Genomic DNA, 20,026 nt, shown 5'->3' on the forward strand with positions numbered 1-20,026 from the left:
CACGCGGGCCGCACCGTCGCCCGCCACACCTCGCCTGCCACCCACTGACCGCCGCCCCTGCCCCATGGACGATCTCGACACCCAGGTGCTGCGCACCGCCTGCGCCTGGCAGGCCGCCGGCGAGGCCGTGCTGCTGGTGACGGTGGCCCGCACCTGGGGCTCGTCGCCGCGGCCGCCGGGCGCACTGATGGCGCTCGACGGCCGCGGCCGCACCGTGGGCTCGGTCTCCGGCGGCTGCATCGAGGACGATCTGGTGCGCCGTGTGCGCGAGGCCGGGCCGGGCGCGGTCTGTGCCGGAGGCACGCCCGAGGTGCTGCGTTATGGCATCTCGGCCGACGAGGCCCACCGCTTCGGCCTGCCCTGCGGCGGCACGATCGAGCTGGTGCTCGAACCCGTGGCCGCCCACAGCCGCCTGCCCGAGCTGCTGCAGGCCCGCGAAGCGCGCCGCGCCACCGAGCGCCGGCTGGATCTGGCCACCGGCGCGGTGACGCTGCGCGAGAGCGGGCACGACGGCCTGCCGCAGCTCGACGACCACACGCTGACCACCTGGCTGGGCCCGCAGGCCCGGCTGCTGCTGATCGGCGTGGGCGACATCGCGGCCTTCATGGCCCGGATGGCGCAGGGCCTGGGCTTCGACGTCATCGTCTGCGACCCGCGGCCCGAAAGCCGCGCCAGCTGGACGCTGGGCCACCTGCCCGTCAGCCCCGAGATGCCCGACGACCTGATCGCCCGGCTGCGGCCCGATGCGCGCACCGCCATCGTCGCGCTCAGCCACGATCCGAAGATCGACGATCTGGCGCTGATCGACGCGCTGCGCTCGGACGCCTTCTACGTCGGCGCCATCGGCTCCCGGCGCAACACCGCCGCGCGGCGCGAGCGCCTGCGCCAGCACTTCGACCTGAGCGAGGCCGAGCTCGACCGGCTGCACGGCCCGGCAGGGCTCTACATCGGCAGCAAGACCCCGGCCGAGATCGCGCTGTCGATCATGGCCGAGCTGGTGGCGGCCAAGAACGGCGTCGCCCGCCAGCAGCGGGTGGCGGTGGAGGCGGGCAAGGCCGGCGCCACGCGGGCGCGGCAGGTGGGACAGGCGGAACCGACGGCACGGGCCGAACGGGCTGATCCGGCTGAGCGGGCTGAGCCGGCCGCAGAGGCTGGAGCAGCCGCAGAGGCCGGACACCTGCCCGCCCCCGCATGACGCCGCTCCACGCCTGGGTACTGGCCGCCGGGCAGGGGCAGCGCCTGGGCGGCCGCACCAAGGCCGCCCTGCGCATCGACGGCCGCAGCCTGCTGGCACGGCTGCTGGACGCCCTGCATGAGGGCGCACGGCCGGCCGCACTCGGCGTGGTCTGCGGCCGCGACCGGGCGGCCTGGGATGCGCTGCAGCGCGAACTGCAGGCGTCGGCGCACACCCCGGCGCCTGCACTGCACCATCCGGACGGCGCCCTGCCCACGCTCGGCCACAGCCGCCAGTGGGCGCTGCACCGGCATCTCGGTCCGCACCTCGATCAGCCCCTCGGTCCGCCCCTCGGTCCGCCCCTCAGGTCGGCGGCCGGGCACGCTCTCTCGCCAGAGACCTCGCCAGCAAGCTCGCAGACACCCGACCTGCTGCTGTGCGTGGCCGATCTGCCGCGGCTGCAGGCCGCCGACGTCGCCGCGCTGTGCCGGGCCTGGCGGGCCGATCCGCAGCGCCCCTTCGACGCGCTGCGCCCGGTCGTCGATGGCCGGCCCGGCCATCCGGTGCTGCTGTCGGCCCGCGCCGTGCGCGTGCTGGCCGCCGCGCCGCCCGAGACCGGCCTGCGCGAGGCGCTGCAGGCCGCCGGCCTGCGGCTGTCGGTGCTCGCGCTCGACAGCCCCGGCCCGGTGACCGATCTGGACACCCCCGACGACCTGCAGGCCCTGCGCGCCGCCTGGCCGCAGGCCGACATCCGCTGGCCCGATGACGGATTCCCACCCTGTGCCCCCTGATGAAAATCGCGCCGCTGCCGGCGGCTGCATCCCCCGCCGCCGCACGGCCCTGCTGCTGTCGGCCGCCCTCGGCGCACTGGCACTCGGCAGCGGCTGGAAGGCCTGCCAACGCCTGCTGCAGCCCACCGGCTGGGAACTGCGCCCGCTGCCGGCCACGCCGGCCGCCACGGGCGAGGACATCGATCCCCCCGGCCTCCTCCAATCCCTGACGATCGGCCGCGACATGCTGTTCGACAAGCCCGCCGGCACCCGGCCCGACGGCCCGCTGCCGATGCAGGCGCTGACCGGCGACGACCTGGCCGCCGCGCCCGATGGCAGCCTGTGGCGGCTCGGCCATTCGACGGTGCTGATCAAGCTCGACGGGCATTTCTGGCTGACCGATCCGGTCTGGGCCGAGCGCGCGTCGCCGCTGCCCTGGATCGGGCCACGCCGCTTCCAGCCGCCGCCGATCGCGCTCGATGCGCTGCCACCGCTGGCCGCCGTCATCCTCTCGCACGACCACTACGACCACCTGGACCGCGACACCGTGCGCGCCCTGGCCGCGCGCACCGGCGTCTTCGTCACGCCCACCGGCGTCGGCGATCTGCTGGTCGACTGGGGCATCCCGCGCGACCAGGTGCGCCAGCTCGGCTGGTGGCAGCACACCCGCCTCCACGGCCTGACGCTGACGGCCACCCCGGCGCGCCATTTCTCGGGCCGCGGGCTGTTCGACCGCAACCGGCGGCTGTGGGCATCCTGGGTCATCCAGGGCCCTCGACAAACGATCTACTTCAGCGGCGATTCCGGCTACGGCCCGCACTTCGCGCAGATCGGCGAGCGCCTGGGCCCCTTCGACCTGACGCTGATGGAGAACGGCGCCTACGACCGCCGCTGGCCCGCCGTGCACATGCACCCTGAAGAGACCCTGCAGGCCCACCGTGACCTGCGCGGCCGCCGCCTGCTGCCGGTCCACAACGCCACCTTCGACCTCGCCTTCCACCGCTGGGACGAGCCGCTGGAGCGCCTGAGCCAACTGGCCGCGGCCGCGGGCCAGCCCCTGCTGACCCCCCGCTTCGGCGAACGGGTGGACCTGCACCGGCCGCAGCCGACGAAGGCGTGGTGGCGGGAGGTCGTCGCGGCCCCGGCCACGGCCGCCGCCACGGTCTCCGCCACGACGGCGGATGCACCGCGCTGAACCCGGCCCCCGGCCCGGATCCGCGTTCAGCCCCCCGGCCGCTCCACGGCATCGAAGCGCAGGCCGCTGGCGCCCTCGCCACGGCCGGTGGTCTTGCTGCGGCCGATCCACAACAGCGCCCGGCCCCGCGCGTCGCGGGCGTAGTTGAAGGCCCGCCGCAGCTCGATGCCGGCGCGCGGCACGGTCTCGTCGTCCAGCCGCAGGAAGTCGGTGGCCAGACCGGCCGCGCCCGTGGCGGGACGCTCGCGCAGGATCTCGCCACGCGGGTGGAAGGCGAAGCCCTGCAGACCGGCCTGCTCCGGCTCGGCCTGGACCCAGGGCGCGGCACGCAGCCGGGCGATGACGGCGGCCAGATCGGCCTGGCGCGGGTCGGCCAGCCGCGCGGTATCGACCGGCAGGTGCTGCACCACGACGCCGCGCTGCAGCTGGATCGACCACTGCTGCGGCGTCGCGCCCGGCCGGCGCACCGGCAGGAAGGGGATCCAGTGCGGGGCCACCGGCGTCTGCAGACGGTGCACCAGCCCCCCCGCACCGCCGCCGCGCACCGACTGCAGCACCGACAGCCGGGCGGCTTCGTCGCGGCGGTCCAGCGGGTCGCCGGAGCTGCCCTGCACCCGCTGCTCGATCGCCCAGGCCAGATTGGCCATCTCGTCGCGCATCAGCAGCACCTGCTCCAGCGGCGGGCCTTCCTGGGCCTGCAGCGACGGGCACAGGTAGAGCGGATCGCCACCGCCGGAGGCCGCCGCCGGCCCCTGGCGCGACAGCGCGTACAGCGACCACGGCGTGCCATCGGGATTGCGCGCCGGCGGGATCTCGACGCCGAGGCCGAAGTTGTCGCGCACCGTCAGGCGGCCGACCTGCCACAGGCTCTGCACCGGCAGCGTCAGCGGCAGCACGTACCAGTCGTGGCCCCAGGCCAGCGCGTACTCCAGCAGGGCCAGGCGGGCCAGATCGCCGCGGCCGGCGCCGATGGCGCCGAAGTTCACCCGCCCGTCCTCGAAGGACCAGTGGCGGTCGGCCGGCATGCCCGGCCAGCGGGCCTGGGCCGGCATCAGCGCCCGGCCGGGGGAGACGTGCAGCACCGCAGGGCGCGGGCCGGCATGGGTCGGCGACGGATCCGCGGCCCAGCCGGCGGCCGGCAGCCGGGTGGCGGTGAAGTCGTCCCAGTCCAGGCGGCCGTCGGTGTAGGCCGCGGCCTGGATCTGCGCGGCCGGCGAGGTGCCGGCAGTGCCGAGGCCGAAGGCGTAATCCAGCCGTGCCGGCTGCCAGCAGGGGCTGGCACCGCTGTCGCTGCGCGGATCCAGGGCCAGCGCGTCGATCCAGCGCAGCCAGCGGTCGAGCAGCGGCGGCAGCGCCTGCGCATCCAGATCGTGCGCGGCCAGCCAGGCCGCGGCCGCAGCGGCGTCTGCGTGGACGTCGCGCCAGGCGGCCGACAGCCCGGCCGCGTCCACGCTGCGCCCGTCCAGCAGCTGGTGCCAGACGAAGCCGCGCACGTCGCTGGCCGCGTCCGACGGCGCGGCCAGCACCGCCGGCCAGTCGCGCAGCAGCGGTCCGATCGCCGCGCGCTGGCCGGCCGCGCGCAGCAGCCGCAACAGCTGCTGGCCGGCCTGGGCATTGAGCTTGGGATGGGCGCCCAGCACGCGCTCGCCCTCGACCAGCGCCTCGATCGGCGCCTGGGCGTCGTCCAGCGGCTGCGGCGCGCCGCCGGGCGGCAGCAGCGTGCGCAGCGGCAGGCCGTGCACCCGCACGTCGGCGGCCACCGGGCTGCCGGCGTCCTCGCCGCGCAGCTCGTTGAACTGCCACTGGCGGGCCAGCAGCCACAGCGGATCGGCCAACGGCGCCTGCAGGCCGAGGCCGATGTCGTCGGCCACCGGCAAGGGCTCCAGCCGCGACCAGCTGGTGACCGACGGGCGGGCCTGCAGCGCCTCGGCGCCGAGGGCGGTGATGCGGGCGGCGGCGGCGGACAGTCGGGTGCTCATGGTCGGGACTCCGGTGTCATTCGGTGGCCACGAGCTTGCCCGCGGCCATCGTCATCGCGCTCAGCGGGCTGTGCTGGCCCCAGGCGCCACGCAGCTGCTGCAGGTTGCGGCCCAGCAGGCCGGCCAGGTCGACCGAGGGCACGTCGGCCGGCAGGTTCTGCGGCAGCATCAGCGCCGGCAACAGCGTGCCCAGGCCCTGCAGGTCCTGCGGCCGGACCGCGCGCAGCCGCGCCAGGGCCAGGCTCTCGTCGACCACGGCCAGCAGCTCGTCGAGCGTCCAGTGCTCGGCCTTCGGGTCGGCCGGCACGGCCAGCAGCAGGGTCTGCGGCGCGCGGGCGCCCGGGGCGTCGAAGTGGAAGGACAGGCCGGTGGTCTGCTGGGCCGCGGGCAGGGTCTCGCTCCATTCGTCGATGAACAGGCCGCTGAGCCGCGTCTGCTCGCCGACGCCGTCGAGCGCGGCCGGCGCATGGGCGACGACCGCCAGCACGCCGCGCAGGTCATCGCCATCGGCCGGCGGCAGCGCCCCCCAGCGCCGCACCGGCGCACGGCCGGGCGCGCCCATCTGGATCAGCTTGAAATCCGTGGCCAGGGGCTCGATGCCCTGGGCCTCGGCGGCGCACAGCGCGTCCGACAGCCGCGACAGCGGCTCGTGCACGCAGGCCAGCTGCGGCAGCCAGCCGGCGATGGCCCAGTCGTCGCCGTCCAGCAGCGTGGCGCGGCGGGCCAGCGCGGCATCGACCTCGGCCGCGGCATCACCCAGCACGAAGCGCGGCAGCAGCGGGAAGTCGCGGCCGAGGATGGCGCGCGTGCGGGCGACCAGGGCCCGCACCTGCACCGCCACCGGGGCGTCGGCGGCCGGCCACGGCGCCTCGGCCAGGCGGGCGCGGATCTCGGCGGCCAGCGTGCGGGCCCGCGCCGCGGCCGCCGGCAGCGTGTCGGCACCGGGGCCGCCCGCCGCGGCCTGGGGATCGGCCGCCGCACCGCCGTCGGTGGCATCGATGCGCGCACCGGCGGCCTGCGCATCCCCGCCGGCGCGCGTGGCCGTCGCGCTGCGCCAGCCCAGCGCCGCGGCCTGGTCGAGCGCGGTGCGCACGGCCGCGTACAGCGCCCGGGTGCCGGCCGCCCGCGGATCGAGTGCGGCCAGCAGGTCCTCGTCGGCCGGCAAGGCGGCCTGCGCGGCATCGAGCGCGGCCAGCGCCTGATCGGCCGCGGCATCGGCGAGGGCGACCCGGCCACGCAGCTCGCCCACGTCGGCGCCGGCCTGCTCGCCGTCGCGCTGGCGGGCGGCGGCCTCGACGTCGTCGCGCACCAGCACCAGGTCCTGGCGGTGCAGCGCCCGGGCCTGGGCCAGCAGCCGGTGCAGCAGCCAGCACTGGGATTCCAGCGACAGCAGACCCCGGCTGCCGGCCGGCGCATCGGCCGGCGGTTCGCCGTCGAGCACGATGGCCATCGCGTCGGCGGCCGCACCGAAGCGCTCGCGGGCCCGGGCCGACAGGCACACCGCCAGGCGCTCCTGCAGCGCGCTCTGGCCGCCCTGGGTCTGCGGCTCGGCGCCCAGCACCAGCGACAGCGGCGACAGGCCGAGCGCGCTCACCGGCAACTGCAGCCGCTCGTCGCGCGGCTGCCAGCGCCACTGGGGGCGGCCGTCATAGGGCTGGGCCAGCGGCACCCGCTCGATCAGCCGGGCGCTGAAGAGAAAGCGCTCCGGATCGCCGAGCTGACGCGCCAGCCAGGCATTGAGCCCGGGCTCGACCCGCGCGGCCAGATCGTCCAGGTCGGCCCAGGGCCCGGCATCGTCATCGCCCAGCACCACGGCCACGCGCTGGGTGTAGCCGCGGTCGGCGCGCGGCGTGCGCACGATGCGCGGCTCGGGCGGGCGCTGCTGCTGGTCCAGCGTGGCCAGGGCCGCCGCGCTGGCCTCGGGATCGCCGCCGACCAGCTGGTGCACGCTCTCGGCCAGCAGCAGGTCGGAGACGGCGTCGAACAGGTCGGCCAGGTCATCGAGCACGCCGCGGATCGTGCCGCGCTCGGCCGCGCCGAGCCCGGGCAGCGTCAGAGCGGTGGCGGCATCGGTGCGCACGGCCTGCAGCATCGCCAGCGCGTCGACCACGTCGCGGGCGGCGATGGCCTCGGCCGCGGCGGCCGCGGTGTCCGCCCCGTCGGCCGGACGCAGCGGCCAGCGCTGGCGGAACTCCAGCACCCACTGCGCCAGGCCGCGTTCGCGCAGGGCCTGTTCGAAGCGGTAGCCCAGCAGGGCGGCCAGGGACTGGCCGCCGGCCACGCCCTCCAGCAGGGCCTGGGCGGCCTGCACGCGGTGCGAGCGCAGGTCCAGCTCGAAGGCACCGCCGGCTTGCTCGCGGTTGGCCAGATGGCCGCTGCGCAGCACGGCCGCGGTGGTGGCCTGACGCAGCGAGGGCGCGTGCAGATGGCCCAGGCTGTCGGCGGCGCGGTCCGCCGGATCGGCGCCATCGGGCCGCAGGTCCTCCAGCACACCCCAGGCGCCCAGGTGCAGGCCCTGCGGCGTGCGCTCGCGCAGGGCGTCCAGCCGCCGCGTGGCCAGCGAGGTGATCCAGGCATCGAGCCGCCAGGCGGCCACGTCCAGCGTGGTGCGCAGCGCGTGGTCCAGCTCGCCGGCACGACAGCCCTGCAGATGGCGCAGGCTCTGCTGGAAGGTGGCGATGTTGGCCAGCGCCGCCGGCCAGGTCGTCCGGTCACGGCCGAGCTGAGCGGCCAGCGCATCGCCGACGCTGCGGTCCCCGGTGGTGCCGTGCAGCTGCAGGCCCAGCACCGCCCCGGCATGGGACAGGGTGATCTGGTCGCCGACGGACGTCACGGGATCGACGCCGATGTACTCGGCCACCCGGGAGGCCCGCACGGCCTCGGCCACCCCGGCCGGCAGCCGGGCCACCTGCGTCAGGTGGTCGGCCAGCAGGGACAGGCCGCTGTCGAGGAGCTCATGGTCGGCGGCGCACAGCAGCAGCGCCTCCAGCAGGCTGTGGCTGGTGCGGATGTGCTGCTGCAGCGCCGCGCGCAGACCCGTGCGGCCCTCGCCGAGCCGCTGCAGCAGCGCGCCGATGTAGTCCGGCACCAGCATGGCCTGCGGCGGCAGCTCGCGCCGGCCGTCGGCCGGATCGCGCTGCACCCAGGCCACCGCGTCCAGCGGATGCGAGACCGGCCGCACCACGCACTGCGCGATCAGCGGCATCGCCTGCGGCCAGTGGCGCAGCAGTGCGGCCACCACCAGGCCGCTGAGCAGGCTCTGCGAGCGGGCCAGCTCCTGCAGCTGCGCGTCGTTGGCGACCTGGGCCGGCCCGGCCACCGGCACATGGCGCTTGGCCACCGACCAGGGCTGCATGGCCAGCAGCGGGTGCAGATCCTCGGCCGAGGCGGCCTGCAGGCGCGGCACGCGCGGCACCGCCGCCTGCCAGAAGCCGCGCAGCGTCTCCAGCACATCGTGCAGACCCCGCTCCAGCGCCGAGCCGGCCTGCGGCACGTAGCCGCGTGCGCACACCGGCAGGATGCCGTAGGGCTGATCGCCGACCCGCAGCACCGACAGCGGCCCGCCCGGACGCAGATGGCGCACCGCATGCACCCGCAGCCGGGCCAGCGTGGCGTCGTCGATCAGGCGCGGCGTGCCCTCGCCCTCGCCGGCCGGATTCCAGAAGTCGCGCAGCGTGCCGCCGAGCGTCGCCCGCCACAGCGCGTTGATCATGTGGGCCGAGGTCGCGCCCTCGCGCAGCGTGCCGCCGGGCAGCACACGCGCATCCAGACCGGCCGCCGGGTCCGCGGCCTGCGGCAGGCCCAGCAGGTGGTGCAGGCGCGCACCGGCCCCGTCGAGCTCCGGCGCGACACCGGCCTCGCGACCGACGGCCAGACCGGGCTGGCCGTCCGCCGCGGCCGCCGCGGCGGTCGTGGCCGCCTGCAGCGCCGCATCGGCGGCCACCGGATCGAGTGCGGCCAGCACGTCGCTGGCATCGGCCGCATGGCCGGCGCGGGCGCTGCCGGTGTTGTTCGTCGGCGTGCCCTGCGGCATGAAGGCCAGGCCCTGGCCATGGGCCTGGTGGTGCAGCAGATCGGCCAGGCGCTCACCGGCCTGCTGCGCAGACAAGGTCCAGTCCACGCCCAGCACGACCAGGCGGTCGAAGCCATCGGCCAGCCGGGCGCCGGCCGCCAGATCCTGGGCGGTGACGGTGATGGCCATGCCGGCGGCCTCGGCTGCGGGATAGTCGACCAGCCAGGCCCGCTCGTCGGCGAAGGGGTCCCAGGCCGCCGCATCCGGCGCAGCGGCCGCCGCCGCGTCATGGGCCAGCGGATCGAAGGCCGGCGACAGCGGCAGCTCGTCGGCCACCGGCAGGCCCCACTTGCGCAACACCTCGCGCCCGCCCTGCCAGCCGACGACGACGAAGCGTTCGGGCAGCGCCGCGGCCACCTGCTGCGTGGCGCCGGGGGCCGAGCGGGGCACGGCCGCCGCATCGAAGGTCGGCGCCAGCGGCCGCGGACCGCCGAGCTGCGCCAGGTTGGTCGGCTGCACCCGGCGCACCAGCCAGGCCGCGCGCATCGGCCCGTGGCGGCGCGCCAGCGGTGCCCAGGCGGCGGCCGCGTCGTCCGGCGCGTCGAAGCGCTGCGTCCAGTAGGCCTGCACCGCCTGCCACTCGGCGTCGGTCAGGCCCGGGTCATGCTGGACGGCGTGCAGCGCATCGGGGTAGATGCGCAGCATCAGCCGCGTCATCTCGCGGTCGTAGCGCGTCTGCAGGTTGACCGGCAGCAGCGCCACCGGCTGCGCGGCCGACAGCGACTGCAGCAGCACCGCCGGATCGCGCAGGCCCCTGAGTTCGTCGCCCAGGTGACGCAGCTGCTTGAGCGTGTCGCGCTGTTCGGCCAGCAGGCCGCGGGCCTGCGCACGGGCCTGCTCGACCGCCTGCTGCGCGCGGTCCAGACCGACGGCCGCCGCGCCGCCGCGCCGCAGGGCATCGAGCCGGGCCTCGGCCTGCTGCAGCGCGTGCCGGGCCTGACGCTCACGCTCGCGCAGTGCGGCCAGCGTGTGCCGGCCCTGCCCGAAGGCGCTCAGATCGAGGTGGAGCTGGGGCATGGGGACTCCCGGAAACGGTGGACCGTGCGACGGCCGCACGGCGGAACGGTGCCCAGGCCTGGGCGGAACAGCGGTGGCCGCTGGCGTGCATCGACGCCCGCCGGCCTCCTGGCGCGGACGCGTCTCACGGCGCGGCCGGCGCCAGGTCGGGCCCTTCCCAGTAGGCGCGGAACGGCAGTTGCAGCAGCTTGTGCGCGATCTCGGCCGCGGTCGGCGTCGGGCTGAGCGCGGCCAGATCGGCGAAGGGCTGCTGCGCCGGATCGGTGACGGCCGCCAGCGCCGCCATGCCGACGAAGCCGCCCGGCGCCACCGGCAACTGGCTCCAGGACACGGCCTGCCAGGGGTTGAAACCGGCGCCACGCAGGGCCTGGAAATCGGCGTCCGGCGCCGCACCGGCGGCCAGCCGCGTCAGCTGCGCGCGCGCCCAGTCCAGGCTGACCCGGGTCCTGGGGCCGATCAACGGTGCGGCGCTCTGGCCCGGCAGCACCGGTGGCGCCACGTCGACGTCGAAGCCGAAGCGCGGCTCGCCCATCGGCTCCTCGATGACGAAGCACCAGTCGGCGATCTCGCCGCGGGGGATGTCGAAGCCGAAGAACTGCAGGTCCGGCGGCAAGGGGCCGCCGAAGACCGGGTGGCGCTGGTCGAGCACCGGATCGGGCGCGGCCTTGAGCCGGCTGCGCCGGCCCGGCAGCACCTCGCGCCGCCAGGCATAGACCAGGGCGTTCGGATAACGCCGCAGCAACTGGCCCCGCACCAGCAGCACCACCCGGTCCGGATCGCCGGTGTTCGGGTCCGAGGCCCGATGCCCGAGCGGCTCGCGCCGCCACAGGTGGAGGGGGTCGATGTCGGGCACGGCCGCGGCACGGCCGTCGGCGCCCAGGTGGCGGCGGCCCCAGAAGCGCTGGATCGGCGTGCCGCGCTGGTCGGTCGGAAAGCCGCGCCACAGCAGCTCGCGGTTCATCTCGCTGTTGGCACCGACCATGAAGGCGTCGATGTAGGCCTGGTTGACCTGCACCAGCATCACCAGGTCCTGCGGCAGCTGGCCGATGCCGGGCATGAAGGCCTCGGGATCCAGCCGGGCCAGCGCCTGGTACATCGGCTCGGCGATGCGCGGGTAGGCCATCACCCGGTCGGCCAGCGCCGGCACCACGTAGCGCAGCGCGGCCCAGCCCTGGCGCGTGGCCGGCAGGCGGGCACTGACACCGGCACTGACACCGGCACTGATGCCGGCACTCACCCCACCGGCCCCGGCCGCGCTCCGGCCGGCCGGCGGCAGCGCCTGGTCGGCGATGCGCAGCTGGGCGCGCAGGCGGGCGCCCAGCACCTGCTCGGGCCGGGTGCGGGCGCGCAGTGCGGCGGCCGCGCGCTGCAGCGGGAAATCCACCGGCTGCACCGTGAGCCGCGCCTCCCGCAGCGGATCGCGCAGCAGCTCGCGCAGGCCGCGGGTGGCGGTGGCGAAGTCACGCAGCACCGTGCGCTGGCGCAGGGCCGGCGGCACGGTGATGCTGGCCACGGCCGCATCGGGCGGCTGGGTGGCGTCGTCGCGCCAGACCAGCGTGGCGTCCAGCGTCAGCTGCGCCGGCGGGCGCCGGCCCTGCAGGTCGATCACGCCCGGCGGCAGGCTGGCCAGCAGGCCGACGTTGCCGAAGCCGCGGGCGGTGCCGGTGGCGACCTGGCCCAGCGTGGCGCCGGACAGCGCCCGCACCACGCCGGCCGGTGCGCGCTGCGGTGCCTGTCCCGGCTGCAGGCGCAGCAGCGGGCGGTCGATGCGCAAGGTGCCGCTGCGCGCATCGAGGCCCAGCGCGCTGACCTGCAGCAGCCCGCCCTGACGCGGCGCCTCGACCAGCAGGGCCTCGACGCCCAGCCGCCCCTGACGCTCGATCTGCACGGTCAGCTCGCCGAGCTCGGCGGCCGTCAGCCCCGGCGCCTCGGCGGCCAGCCGGCCCAGGCGCTCGACATGGCGGTCGGCGATCACGCCACCGCGCTGCGCGGCGCGGATCGGCGGCGGCGCGAGCGCCCGGCCGGTGAAACGCTCGCGCGTGGCCCGGCCGGCCGCCATCAGCGCCCGCACCTGGCCGACGGTGACGCCGCCGCGGCCATCGGCGCCCGTGGCGGCACCGCCGTCCACACCACCGCCCACATCGCCGCCCACATCGCCGCCCACATCGCCGTCCGCCCCCAGCTCGTCCGGCAGGCCCAGCGCACGCAGCTGCCGCGACGTCAGCCGCTGGGCGTCGGACAGCCGGGCCGGCAGGTCCAGGCCGTCGAACAGCGCGGTGTCCAGGATGCCGTCGGCCAGCGGCGGGCTCAGCGCGAAGGCGGCCGGGCGCTCGCCGGCCCGGGCCATGGTCTGCAGCCAATGGCCGGCCAGCGTGGCCAGCCCGCCGCGCTGGCCGCTGTGGCGGGCGGCCAGGCGCAGACCGCGGCGCAGCGGTGTCACCGCGCGCCGCAGGCCGGCATCGAGCAGGGCCGCCGGCAGGCTGCTGCGGTCGAGCACCCCGCCGAGCGAGGCGGTGCGCCCGTCGATGCGGCGAATCACGCGGCCAGCCTCGTCGATGGCCTCGATGCGCGGCAGGGCCGGCGCCATCAGCTGCAGCAGCCGCTCCGGGGGCTGCGGATCGAAGTGCTTGCGCTGCAGCGCCTGCTGGGCCTCGATCGCCAGACGGGTCAGGTTCAGCAGGCGCTCGGCCTGCTGAACCTCGCCGATCTGGGCCCAGCAGGCGTCGGCATAGTCCTCCTGGTTGCGGCGCACGACCTCGGCGCCGAGGCCTGCCGCGCCGCGGTGGGCCGGCGACAGGTTCAGCCCCGCCAGCCACCAGGCGGGCTGCTCGGCGCGCTGCACGGCATGGGTGCGCGCATGCCAGGCGCCGTACAGCGGCGGCTTGACCTCCAGCCGCGCCTCGGGCGGGCCGGCGTCGGGCGCGGCCGGATCGCGCACACGCTGCGCCGGCGTGTTGACGATGGCCTGCAGGCTGCGCGCATGGGGCTCGGCCGCCTGCGCCGCGGCCTGCCAGCCCAGCGGCACCAGGGCGCCGGCCATCGTCGCGGCCTGGGCCGGCTCGCCGCCATCGAGCCGCGGATCGACGGCCAGCGGCGCGGTGCCGGCCGCCGCCAGCTGCGCGGCGATCGCGGCATCGCCGCGCCAGGCCGCGGGCGTGCGCAGCCGGCGCGCCAGCGATTCGAAGTCGCCCTGGGGGCCGGTGGAGAAGGTCCAGTGGTGGTAGACCGGCAGCACCACGTCACCGGCCGGCTGCGGCGTCCAGGCCGGCGCCAGCGTCTGCATCGCCGGGCCCAGGCCATCGCCGGCGAGACCCAGCCCGCGCAGCCGGCCGGGCTCGAAGGCCGGCACCACGCAGGCCAGGTAATCGGTGTCGGGCCGCAACCGGCGCGGGCAGACCAGACGCGAGACATGGCTGCGCGGATCGCCCTGCAGATCCGCCTGCAGGCCCTCGCGATCGGCCGCACCGTGCGCGCTGAGCACCTGCGCGTGGGCCCAGCTCCAGGACTCGGTCAGCGGCGGCAGTTCGGTCGCGGCATCGGCGGCGGCGATGCGGATCTGCGGCAGCGGCGCACCCGCGCGCGGCCGCGGCAGACCGACCTTGGCCTGCTCCAGCACCAGCAGCACCAGCCAGGGCCGCAGGCGGTCGTCGGCGTCGGCCCGCGCCGGCGTCAGCAGCCACGGATAGTCGGGCGGATCGAACTCGATCATCGCCAGGTAGTTGGGCTCGAACTGGGTCGTGCCCGGGCGCGGATCGGTGCGCACGATCAGCTGGCTGTCGATCGCCAGCACATCGCCCGGGCCCTGCAGGCGCACGGCCACCGGCGCCAGGGGTTCGGCGGCGTGGGCCGGGTCCAGGCGCACGCCGACGGTGGCCGTGGCGTGGGCGGGCAGCGCGCCCATCGTGTCGGGCCCGGCCAGCGTGGCGGCGAGGCCGCGCCGTACCCAGGGCAGGAACTGGAACTGGATGGCCATGGTGTGGACTCCCGGAGACGACGGTGAGGCCTCAGAACGCGGTCTCGAACTGCTCGACGACCAGCCGGCCGTCGGCCGCGTCCAGCGCGTGGAACCAGGACGGGCCGGCCCGGCCGCCGAGCGCACCGGCCACCAGCGTGCCGCGGCCGGGATCGAGCGCGGCCAGCGGTGGCGGCTGCACCCGCAGCGGCGCCGCATCCTCGGGCCGCAGGCCCCGGGGCCGCCGCAGCGGCGAGCGGCCGGCGGCCCCGGCGTCCAGCACCCGGTCGAGCTGGGCGCGGCTGCGCAGCCCGGCCAGGGCCAGCAGGCTGCCGTCCTCGCGCGGGGTCGACAGATTGACCTCCTCGTAGAGGAAATCGCCGCCGACGGCCGCGCCGAAGCCGTACTGGCGCTGGCCGCATTCGACGCCGGAGGCGAAGCGGTCGAAGGACGGCCGCGACAGGCGCTCATCGGCCGTCTGGTGCAGGAACTGCGCGGCGGCGAAGCTGTCGTCGAGCACGCGGTCGGGCAGCCGCGCCGCCTCGCCGAACAGCACCCGCTCGATGGCGATCTGGCGCGGCCCGGCGATCGCGTCGGAGCCGATCTTGTCCAGCGCCTTGCCCAGCGGCAGGCGCTTCTGCGTGAACTGCAGCACCGCGTCCGGATGGGCGATCAGGCCGGCCGCCTCACCGGCCGGCGGCTTGGCGAAGGTGGCCCCGGCCAGGCCCGAGGCCGCGAGCTGGGCCGACCAGTTGGCCGGGTTCTCCAGCTCGGGCCGCAACGCGTCGATCAGGCGCACGGTGCGCACCGGCGTGGCCGGCTCGTCGCCCCAGGCCTCGTCGACGTGGAAGCTGAAATCCGGCAGCGGCCAGGGCGTGTGGATGCGGGCCCGGCCCACCAGATGCCAGCGCCCCGGGCCGGCCAGCAGGCCGTAGATGTCGACACTGGCGAAATCGAGGCCGAACACCTCGACACCGGCCCAGACGTGGATGTCGACCTCGAAGCGGAAGGTCGGCACCATCTCGACCAGCGCGTTGAAGCCCAGGCCGCCATCGAAGCTGGCGATGCCCACATCGCCCCAGACGTGCAGCTCGGCGCCGGCCTGCACGGTGGCCGAGGTGACGGCGAAATAGCCGTCGAAGCTGACGCCCACGATGCCGATCGAGAACGCGCAGCCCACGCGCTGGAAGGGGCTGGGCAGGCCCGGCGGCAGATCGGTGTAGCGCGGGTGGAAGCCACCGGCGCTGATCAGGAAGGTGGGCTGGTCGCCGAAGCGCGCCCGGAAGGCGAACTGCCCGTGCAGGCCGATGAACAGCACGCGCGAATCGCGCAGCACGCCGTCGAACCAGATCTGCAGCGGGCTGAACACCACGCCACCGGCGAAGTCGACCTGCAGCCGCAGGATGGCCAGACCGCTGTCGACCAGCGGCGGCAGCTGCACGATGACCTGGCCGACGAAGACCACCTGCGTCGGCTCGATCAGCAGGCCGACGCGGGCGGTGACCAGGCTGGGCGTGCCCCAGCCCAGCTCCAGCATCGGCCCGATGACGAAGCCGCCGGCCTTGAACGGGAAGATCACCCGCAGCTGGTTGAACAGCTGCGGCGCGTTGGCCACCGGGTCCTGCGGGAACAGGAAGCTGTCGAGCGCGCCGCTGGCCAGGCCCTGCGACAGCACGTCGCGGTCGACCGTGTGCTGCACGCCGACCAGCCCGCCCAGCCCCGTCAGCGTGAAGCCGAAGCCGAGCTGGATCGGCGGCAGATTCGCCGCGATGATCAGCAGCAGCGACCAGCCCTGCGGGTGGTGCGTGTTCAGCAGCGCGATGGCCTTGATGCCGATCTGCATCAGCTTCAGGTCCAGGACACCGCCGTACTCGCCGCGATCGGGATCGAACAGCAGGAAGCCGCCGCCCTTGAGCACGCCGGCATCGATGGCCAGGCCGGCGCCCGACGGCGGCTTGAGCGCCCAGCGCACGTCCGGATCCCCCGCCAGCAGGTGCTCCAGCTTCAGCAGCGTGCCCAGGCGCTCGACCGAGCCCTGGAAGGGCCCGAGCTTCAGCGCGAAGGAGCCCGAGAGCTCGACCTCCATCCGGTCGAGGCCGTCGAGGGTGCGCAACTCGACGGTCAGGAAGGGGATCTGCAGCGGCGAGCCGGGGATCGGCTCCAGCGGCACGGTGGCACGCAGGCCGGTGCCGTCCTTGATGCGCAGGCCGCCGGCGGTGTCGGCCCGCAGGCCGAAGCTCAGGCCGACGGTGATCTCGTCGCCCAGCACGGCGCCCAGCAGCGGGTCGTCGCCGAGGCGCAGCACCAGGCGGCTGTCGCGCAGGTCGAAGTCGAGGGCCGGCTGCAGGTCGTCGAGCACGATGGCGCCGCTGAGCTCGCCGATCTCGAAGCGGGTGCCGTCGGCCGGGCCCAGCACCAGCGGCTGCGCCGTGCTGCGGCGGCCGAAGCGCAGGCCGAGCTGGAGCGCGCCGTCGAACACGGGCTGCGGCAGGCTGGCCGGCAGCGGATCGAGCGCCGGCAGTGCCAGCGTGACCGTCACCTCGCTGCGGGCGCCCAGGCCGATGCGGAACTCGCCGTCGCCCAGCGCGCGTTCATCGCGCAGATCGCCGCGCAGCCGGGCATGGACCCGGGGCGGGACGGCCGCGCCGTCGTAGCCCAGCTGCAGCGTCAGGCTGCGGCTGCCGTCGTCGGCGCGCGCCAGCGTGAACTCGCGCGACAGCTGGCTGGCGGGCAGCGGGATCGGCGCGCGGCTGGCCCGTGGCCCCCGGGCCGCGGCCCGCCGCAGCGCCGCCCCGGGTGCGGCCGGCAGGCCGGCGCCGGCCGTCGCACGGCCATGGCCGCGGTCGATCACCGTGCCGACGATGATCAGCGCCAGCCCGAGCAGCGCCTGGCGCTCGACCACGGTGGCATCGGCCAGCGCCGCATCGGGCGCCTGGCCGCAGACGATGCGCACCAGCCGGGCGGCCGGCCGGGCGGTCGACGGGGCATCGGCATCGCCGGACAGGATCAGCAGCAGCTTGGCCAGCGCGTAGGCCGAAGGGGGCTGGCCGCTGTCGGCATGCAGCAGGCGGTCGATCTGCCGCACGACCTTGACCAGATCGCCGAGCTCGGCCTGGCCGGCCTGCAGATGGCCCAGCACCTCGCCCAGCGTGCGCAGGGCGGCCAGCGTCTCGCCGGTGATCAGCGTGGCCATGGCCAGCGACTGCGCGACCGGGTTGGACGCCCGCAGCGCGGCCGGATCGACGGTGGCCTCGGTCAGCTCCAGCCCGAGTCCGAGACGGGCCCTCAGCGCCAGCGCCAGCGCCTCCATCGACGGCACGCCCGGCAGGGCCGGTGCGGCGGGCAACTGCGCCTGGAGATGCGTCAGCGCCGCGTCGAACCAGCGGAACGCGCGCAGGAAGACCTGATCCGCATTGCCTGCCATGCCGTACTCCTGTCAGGTTGGGTACCGGGGCATCCGGCCAGCCTGTGGATGTCCGGAACAGGCGCACTGTAGACAGGCCCGCGCGTGCGCGTCATCCATCGGCGGAGCGACGCCGCGCGGCGGCTGCGGCATCCCGTCACACCCTTGGGCTACACTCGCGACCGCTTCAGGTGCCCTGGACGGACCGCGCAACGATGCGGGGCCCGACGGGGTGAAACGGGAAGCCGGTGTGAATCCGGCGCTGCCCCCGCAACGGTAAGCGAGTGAAACGACGCGCATCGGCGCGACGGCCCCTGCGCCGTCCGCTGCAGCCACTGGGCCCCGGCCCGGGAAGGCGGATGCGATGTCGGCGCAGGTCCAGCAGGGCCCGGCGCCCCTCGCCGAGCCCGGAGACCGGCCTGTGAGCGCAAGCGGCAAGCCGTTGCGGTGGGTGACGGGATGTGCATGTCCGTGTCCGTCGTCTCCGTGTCCTGATCCCCGCTGTCCGCGCGCCAGCGCACCGCCCGCGGCCCTGCCCTCCCGTGTCGACGCTCCGTCGGCACCGGGTGCCGGTCCCCCGCGGAGGATTCCCGACGACGCCACCGCCATGCGCTCCCGTCCCTGCGGCAGCAGCGGGCCATCGGTCCCCATGTCCAGTCAGCGCCCATGAGCGGCGCAAGGATGCCCGATGCACATCGAACCCGGTCTCGTCGTCGGCGGCAAAGCCGCCATCGGTCTCGTCACGGCCAGCGCCAGCCTGGCCTGGGCGCTGTGGCGCGCGCGCCAGGATGCGCAACGCCAGGGCAGCCTGTCGCTGCTGCTGCGCACCCTGGTGGCCGCCGCCGCCGTGTTCTGCTTCTTCGAGGTGCTGCCGCACCATCCGGTGGGCGTCTCCGAGGTGCACCTGATCCTGGGCAGCTCGCTGCTGCTGGTGCTGGGCGTGGCACCGGCCGCGCTCGGCCTGGCCGGCGGGCTGCTGGTGCAGGGCCTGTTCTTCGCGCCGGCCGATCTGCCGCAGTACGGCATGAACGTGACCACGCTGCTGGCACCGCTGGCGCTGACGCACGCGCTGGCCGAACGCCTGATCCCGCGCCAGACGGCCTATGTCGATCTGGGCTATGCCCAGACCCTGCGCCTGTCGCTGGCCTACCAGGGCGGCATCGTGGCCTGGGTGGCCTTCTGGGCCCTGGTCGGCCGCGGCGTGTCGGCCGACAACCTGGTGCAGATCGCCAGCTTCGGCAGCGCCTACATGAGCGTGGTGCTGCTGGAGCCGCTGGCCGATCTGGGCCTGCTGGCGCTGGCCAAGAGCGCACGCCGCCTGCGCGGCTCGTCGCTGGTCGAGCCGCGTCTCTACCACGCCGCCTGAGGCCACCATGCCGCTGCAGAAGATCCCCGCCACCATCGTCACCGGCTTTCTCGGTGCCGGCAAGACCACGCTGCTGCGCCACCTGCTGACCCATGCGGGCGGCCGGCGCATCGCCGTCATCGTCAACGAGTTCGGCGCGCTCGGCATCGATGGCGAGCTGCTGCGCGGCTGCGGCATCGGCTGTGACGAGCAGGGCACGCCCGACGGCCGGCTCTACGAGCTGGCCAACGGCTGCCTGTGCTGCACGGTGCAGGAGGAGTTCGCGCCGGTGATGGCGCTGCTGGCCGAGCGCCGCGAGCAGATCGATCACCTGGTGATCGAGACCTCGGGCCTGGCCCTGCCCAAGCCGCTGGTGCAGGCCTTCCAGTGGCCGACGCTGCGCACCGCCTTCACCGTCGACGCGGTGATCACGGTGGTCGATGCGCCGGCCGTGGCCGAGGGCCGCTTCGCCGACGATCCGGCGGCCGTCGACGCCCAGCGCCGGGCCGATGACAACCTCGATCATGAGTCGCCGCTGGCCGAGCTCTACGAGGACCAGCTGGCCACCGCCGACCTGATCGTGCTGAACAAGACCGACGCCCTGGACGCGGACGCGCTGCAGGCCGTGGCCGCGGCCGTGCGCGCCGAGGCCCCGGCCGGCGTCAAGCTGCTGCAGGCCAGCCACGGCCGCCTGGCGCCCGAGCTGCTGCTGGGCCTGGGCCGCGGCGTCGAGGACCTGATCGACCAGCGCCGCACCCACCACGACGACGAGGACGACCACGACCATGACGAGTTCGACTCGGTCGTGCTGACGCCCGAGGTCAGCGACCGCGAGGTGCTGCTGCGCGCGCTGCAGCAGCTGGTGGCCACGCACGACATCTACCGCGTCAAGGGCTTCGTCGCGCTGCCCGGCGCGGCGATGCGTCTGGTGGTGCAGGGGGCGGGCCCGCGCTTCGACAGCCAGTTCGACCGCCGCTGGCGGGCCGACGAGACGCCGGCCACGCAGCTGGTGGCCATCGGCGCCGATCTGGACGCGGCCGCGCTGAACCACGCGCTGCAGCAGCTGCTGGCCCAGGCCGCGGCCTGAGGCCGGCCCGCCCGGCCCCCGCGCCCCGCGCC

General features: G+C 75.7%; 9 protein-coding genes and 1 riboswitch. Of the genes, 5 read left to right on the forward strand and 4 right to left on the reverse strand.

Annotation, left to right across the window (positions count from 1 at the left end):
* Nucleotides 1-64 precede the first annotated feature (64 nt).
* From AACH11_RS18655 to AACH11_RS18665, 3 genes are read left to right on the forward strand one after another with little or no spacing between them, the layout of a single operon-like run.
* Entirely contained in the window at nucleotides 65-1,195 is a 1,131-nt protein-coding gene (locus AACH11_RS18655) for an XdhC family protein (RefSeq protein WP_341375770.1), read from the forward strand.
* On the forward strand, nucleotides 1,192-1,965 hold the full coding sequence (locus tag AACH11_RS18660; protein WP_341375771.1) for a nucleotidyltransferase family protein: 774 nt from the start codon (nucleotides 1,192-1,194) through the stop codon (nucleotides 1,963-1,965). The genes AACH11_RS18655 and AACH11_RS18660 overlap by 4 nt, the downstream gene beginning before the upstream one ends.
* Entirely contained in the window at nucleotides 1,937-3,139 is a 1,203-nt protein-coding gene (locus tag AACH11_RS18665) for an MBL fold metallo-hydrolase (RefSeq protein ID WP_341375772.1), read from the forward strand. Before AACH11_RS18660 ends, AACH11_RS18665 begins: the two co-directional genes overlap by 29 nt.
* A 26-nt stretch (nucleotides 3,140-3,165) precedes the next feature.
* Here the strand turns inward: AACH11_RS18665 and AACH11_RS18670 are convergent, their stop codons facing one another.
* The 4 genes from AACH11_RS18670 to AACH11_RS18685 form a co-directional block, all read right to left on the reverse strand.
* Nucleotides 3,166-5,118 carry a hypothetical protein gene (locus AACH11_RS18670; protein ID WP_341375773.1) on the reverse strand — a complete coding sequence of 651 codons (1,953 nt, stop codon included), beginning with the start codon at nucleotides 5,116-5,118 and terminating at the stop codon, nucleotides 3,166-3,168.
* 16 nt (nucleotides 5,119-5,134) lie between these two features.
* Nucleotides 5,135-10,207, reverse strand: coding sequence for a hypothetical protein (locus AACH11_RS18675; RefSeq protein WP_341375774.1), 5,073 nt, complete (start codon nucleotides 10,205-10,207; stop codon nucleotides 5,135-5,137).
* A 124-nt stretch (nucleotides 10,208-10,331) separates the two neighbouring features.
* The gene (locus AACH11_RS18680) at nucleotides 10,332-14,180 is read right to left on the reverse strand and encodes a hypothetical protein (RefSeq protein WP_341375775.1); all 3,849 of its coding nucleotides are present in this window, start codon (nucleotides 14,178-14,180) and stop codon (nucleotides 10,332-10,334) included.
* Nucleotides 14,181-14,211: 31 nt separating this feature from the next.
* Nucleotides 14,212-17,583 (reverse strand): DUF6603 domain-containing protein, encoded by a 3,372-nt coding sequence (locus AACH11_RS18685; RefSeq protein ID WP_341375776.1) that lies wholly within the window; start codon nucleotides 17,581-17,583, stop codon nucleotides 14,212-14,214.
* Nucleotides 17,584-17,734: 151 nt separating this feature from the next.
* A riboswitch (cobalamin riboswitch) is annotated at nucleotides 17,735-17,999 on the forward strand.
* A 251-nt stretch (nucleotides 18,000-18,250) separates the two neighbouring features.
* Between AACH11_RS18685 and AACH11_RS18690 the strand changes: the two genes are divergently transcribed.
* Complete coding sequence (locus AACH11_RS18690; protein ID WP_341375777.1) at nucleotides 18,251-18,928, forward strand: energy-coupling factor ABC transporter permease; 678 nt, start codon at nucleotides 18,251-18,253, stop codon at nucleotides 18,926-18,928.
* A 7-nt stretch (nucleotides 18,929-18,935) separates the two neighbouring features.
* A complete protein-coding gene (gene cobW / locus AACH11_RS18695; protein ID WP_341375778.1) occupies nucleotides 18,936-19,994 on the forward strand; it encodes a cobalamin biosynthesis protein CobW in 1,059 nt (352 codons plus the stop codon).
* Nucleotides 19,995-20,026 lie beyond the last annotated feature (32 nt).

The organism is Pseudaquabacterium rugosum, assembly GCF_038066575.1.
Classification (GTDB): Bacteria; Pseudomonadota; Gammaproteobacteria; order Burkholderiales; family Burkholderiaceae_C; genus Pseudaquabacterium; species Pseudaquabacterium rugosum.

Coding starts and splice junctions, on each gene's coding strand:
- AACH11_RS18655 (WP_341375770.1), top strand. CDS start 65: ATGGACGATCTCGACACCCAGGTGCTGCGCACCGCCTGCGCCTGGCAG.
- AACH11_RS18660 (WP_341375771.1), top strand. CDS start 1,192: ATGACGCCGCTCCACGCCTGGGTACTGGCCGCCGGGCAGGGGCAGCGC.
- AACH11_RS18665 (WP_341375772.1), top strand. CDS start 1,937: ATGACGGATTCCCACCCTGTGCCCCCTGATGAAAATCGCGCCGCTGCC.
- AACH11_RS18670 (WP_341375773.1), bottom strand. CDS start 5,118: ATGAGCACCCGACTGTCCGCCGCCGCCGCCCGCATCACCGCCCTCGGC.
- AACH11_RS18675 (WP_341375774.1), bottom strand. CDS start 10,207: ATGCCCCAGCTCCACCTCGATCTGAGCGCCTTCGGGCAGGGCCGGCAC.
- AACH11_RS18680 (WP_341375775.1), bottom strand. CDS start 14,180: ATGGCCATCCAGTTCCAGTTCCTGCCCTGGGTACGGCGCGGCCTCGCC.
- AACH11_RS18685 (WP_341375776.1), bottom strand. CDS start 17,583: ATGGCAGGCAATGCGGATCAGGTCTTCCTGCGCGCGTTCCGCTGGTTC.
- AACH11_RS18690 (WP_341375777.1), top strand. CDS start 18,251: ATGCACATCGAACCCGGTCTCGTCGTCGGCGGCAAAGCCGCCATCGGT.
- cobW (WP_341375778.1), top strand. CDS start 18,936: ATGCCGCTGCAGAAGATCCCCGCCACCATCGTCACCGGCTTTCTCGGT.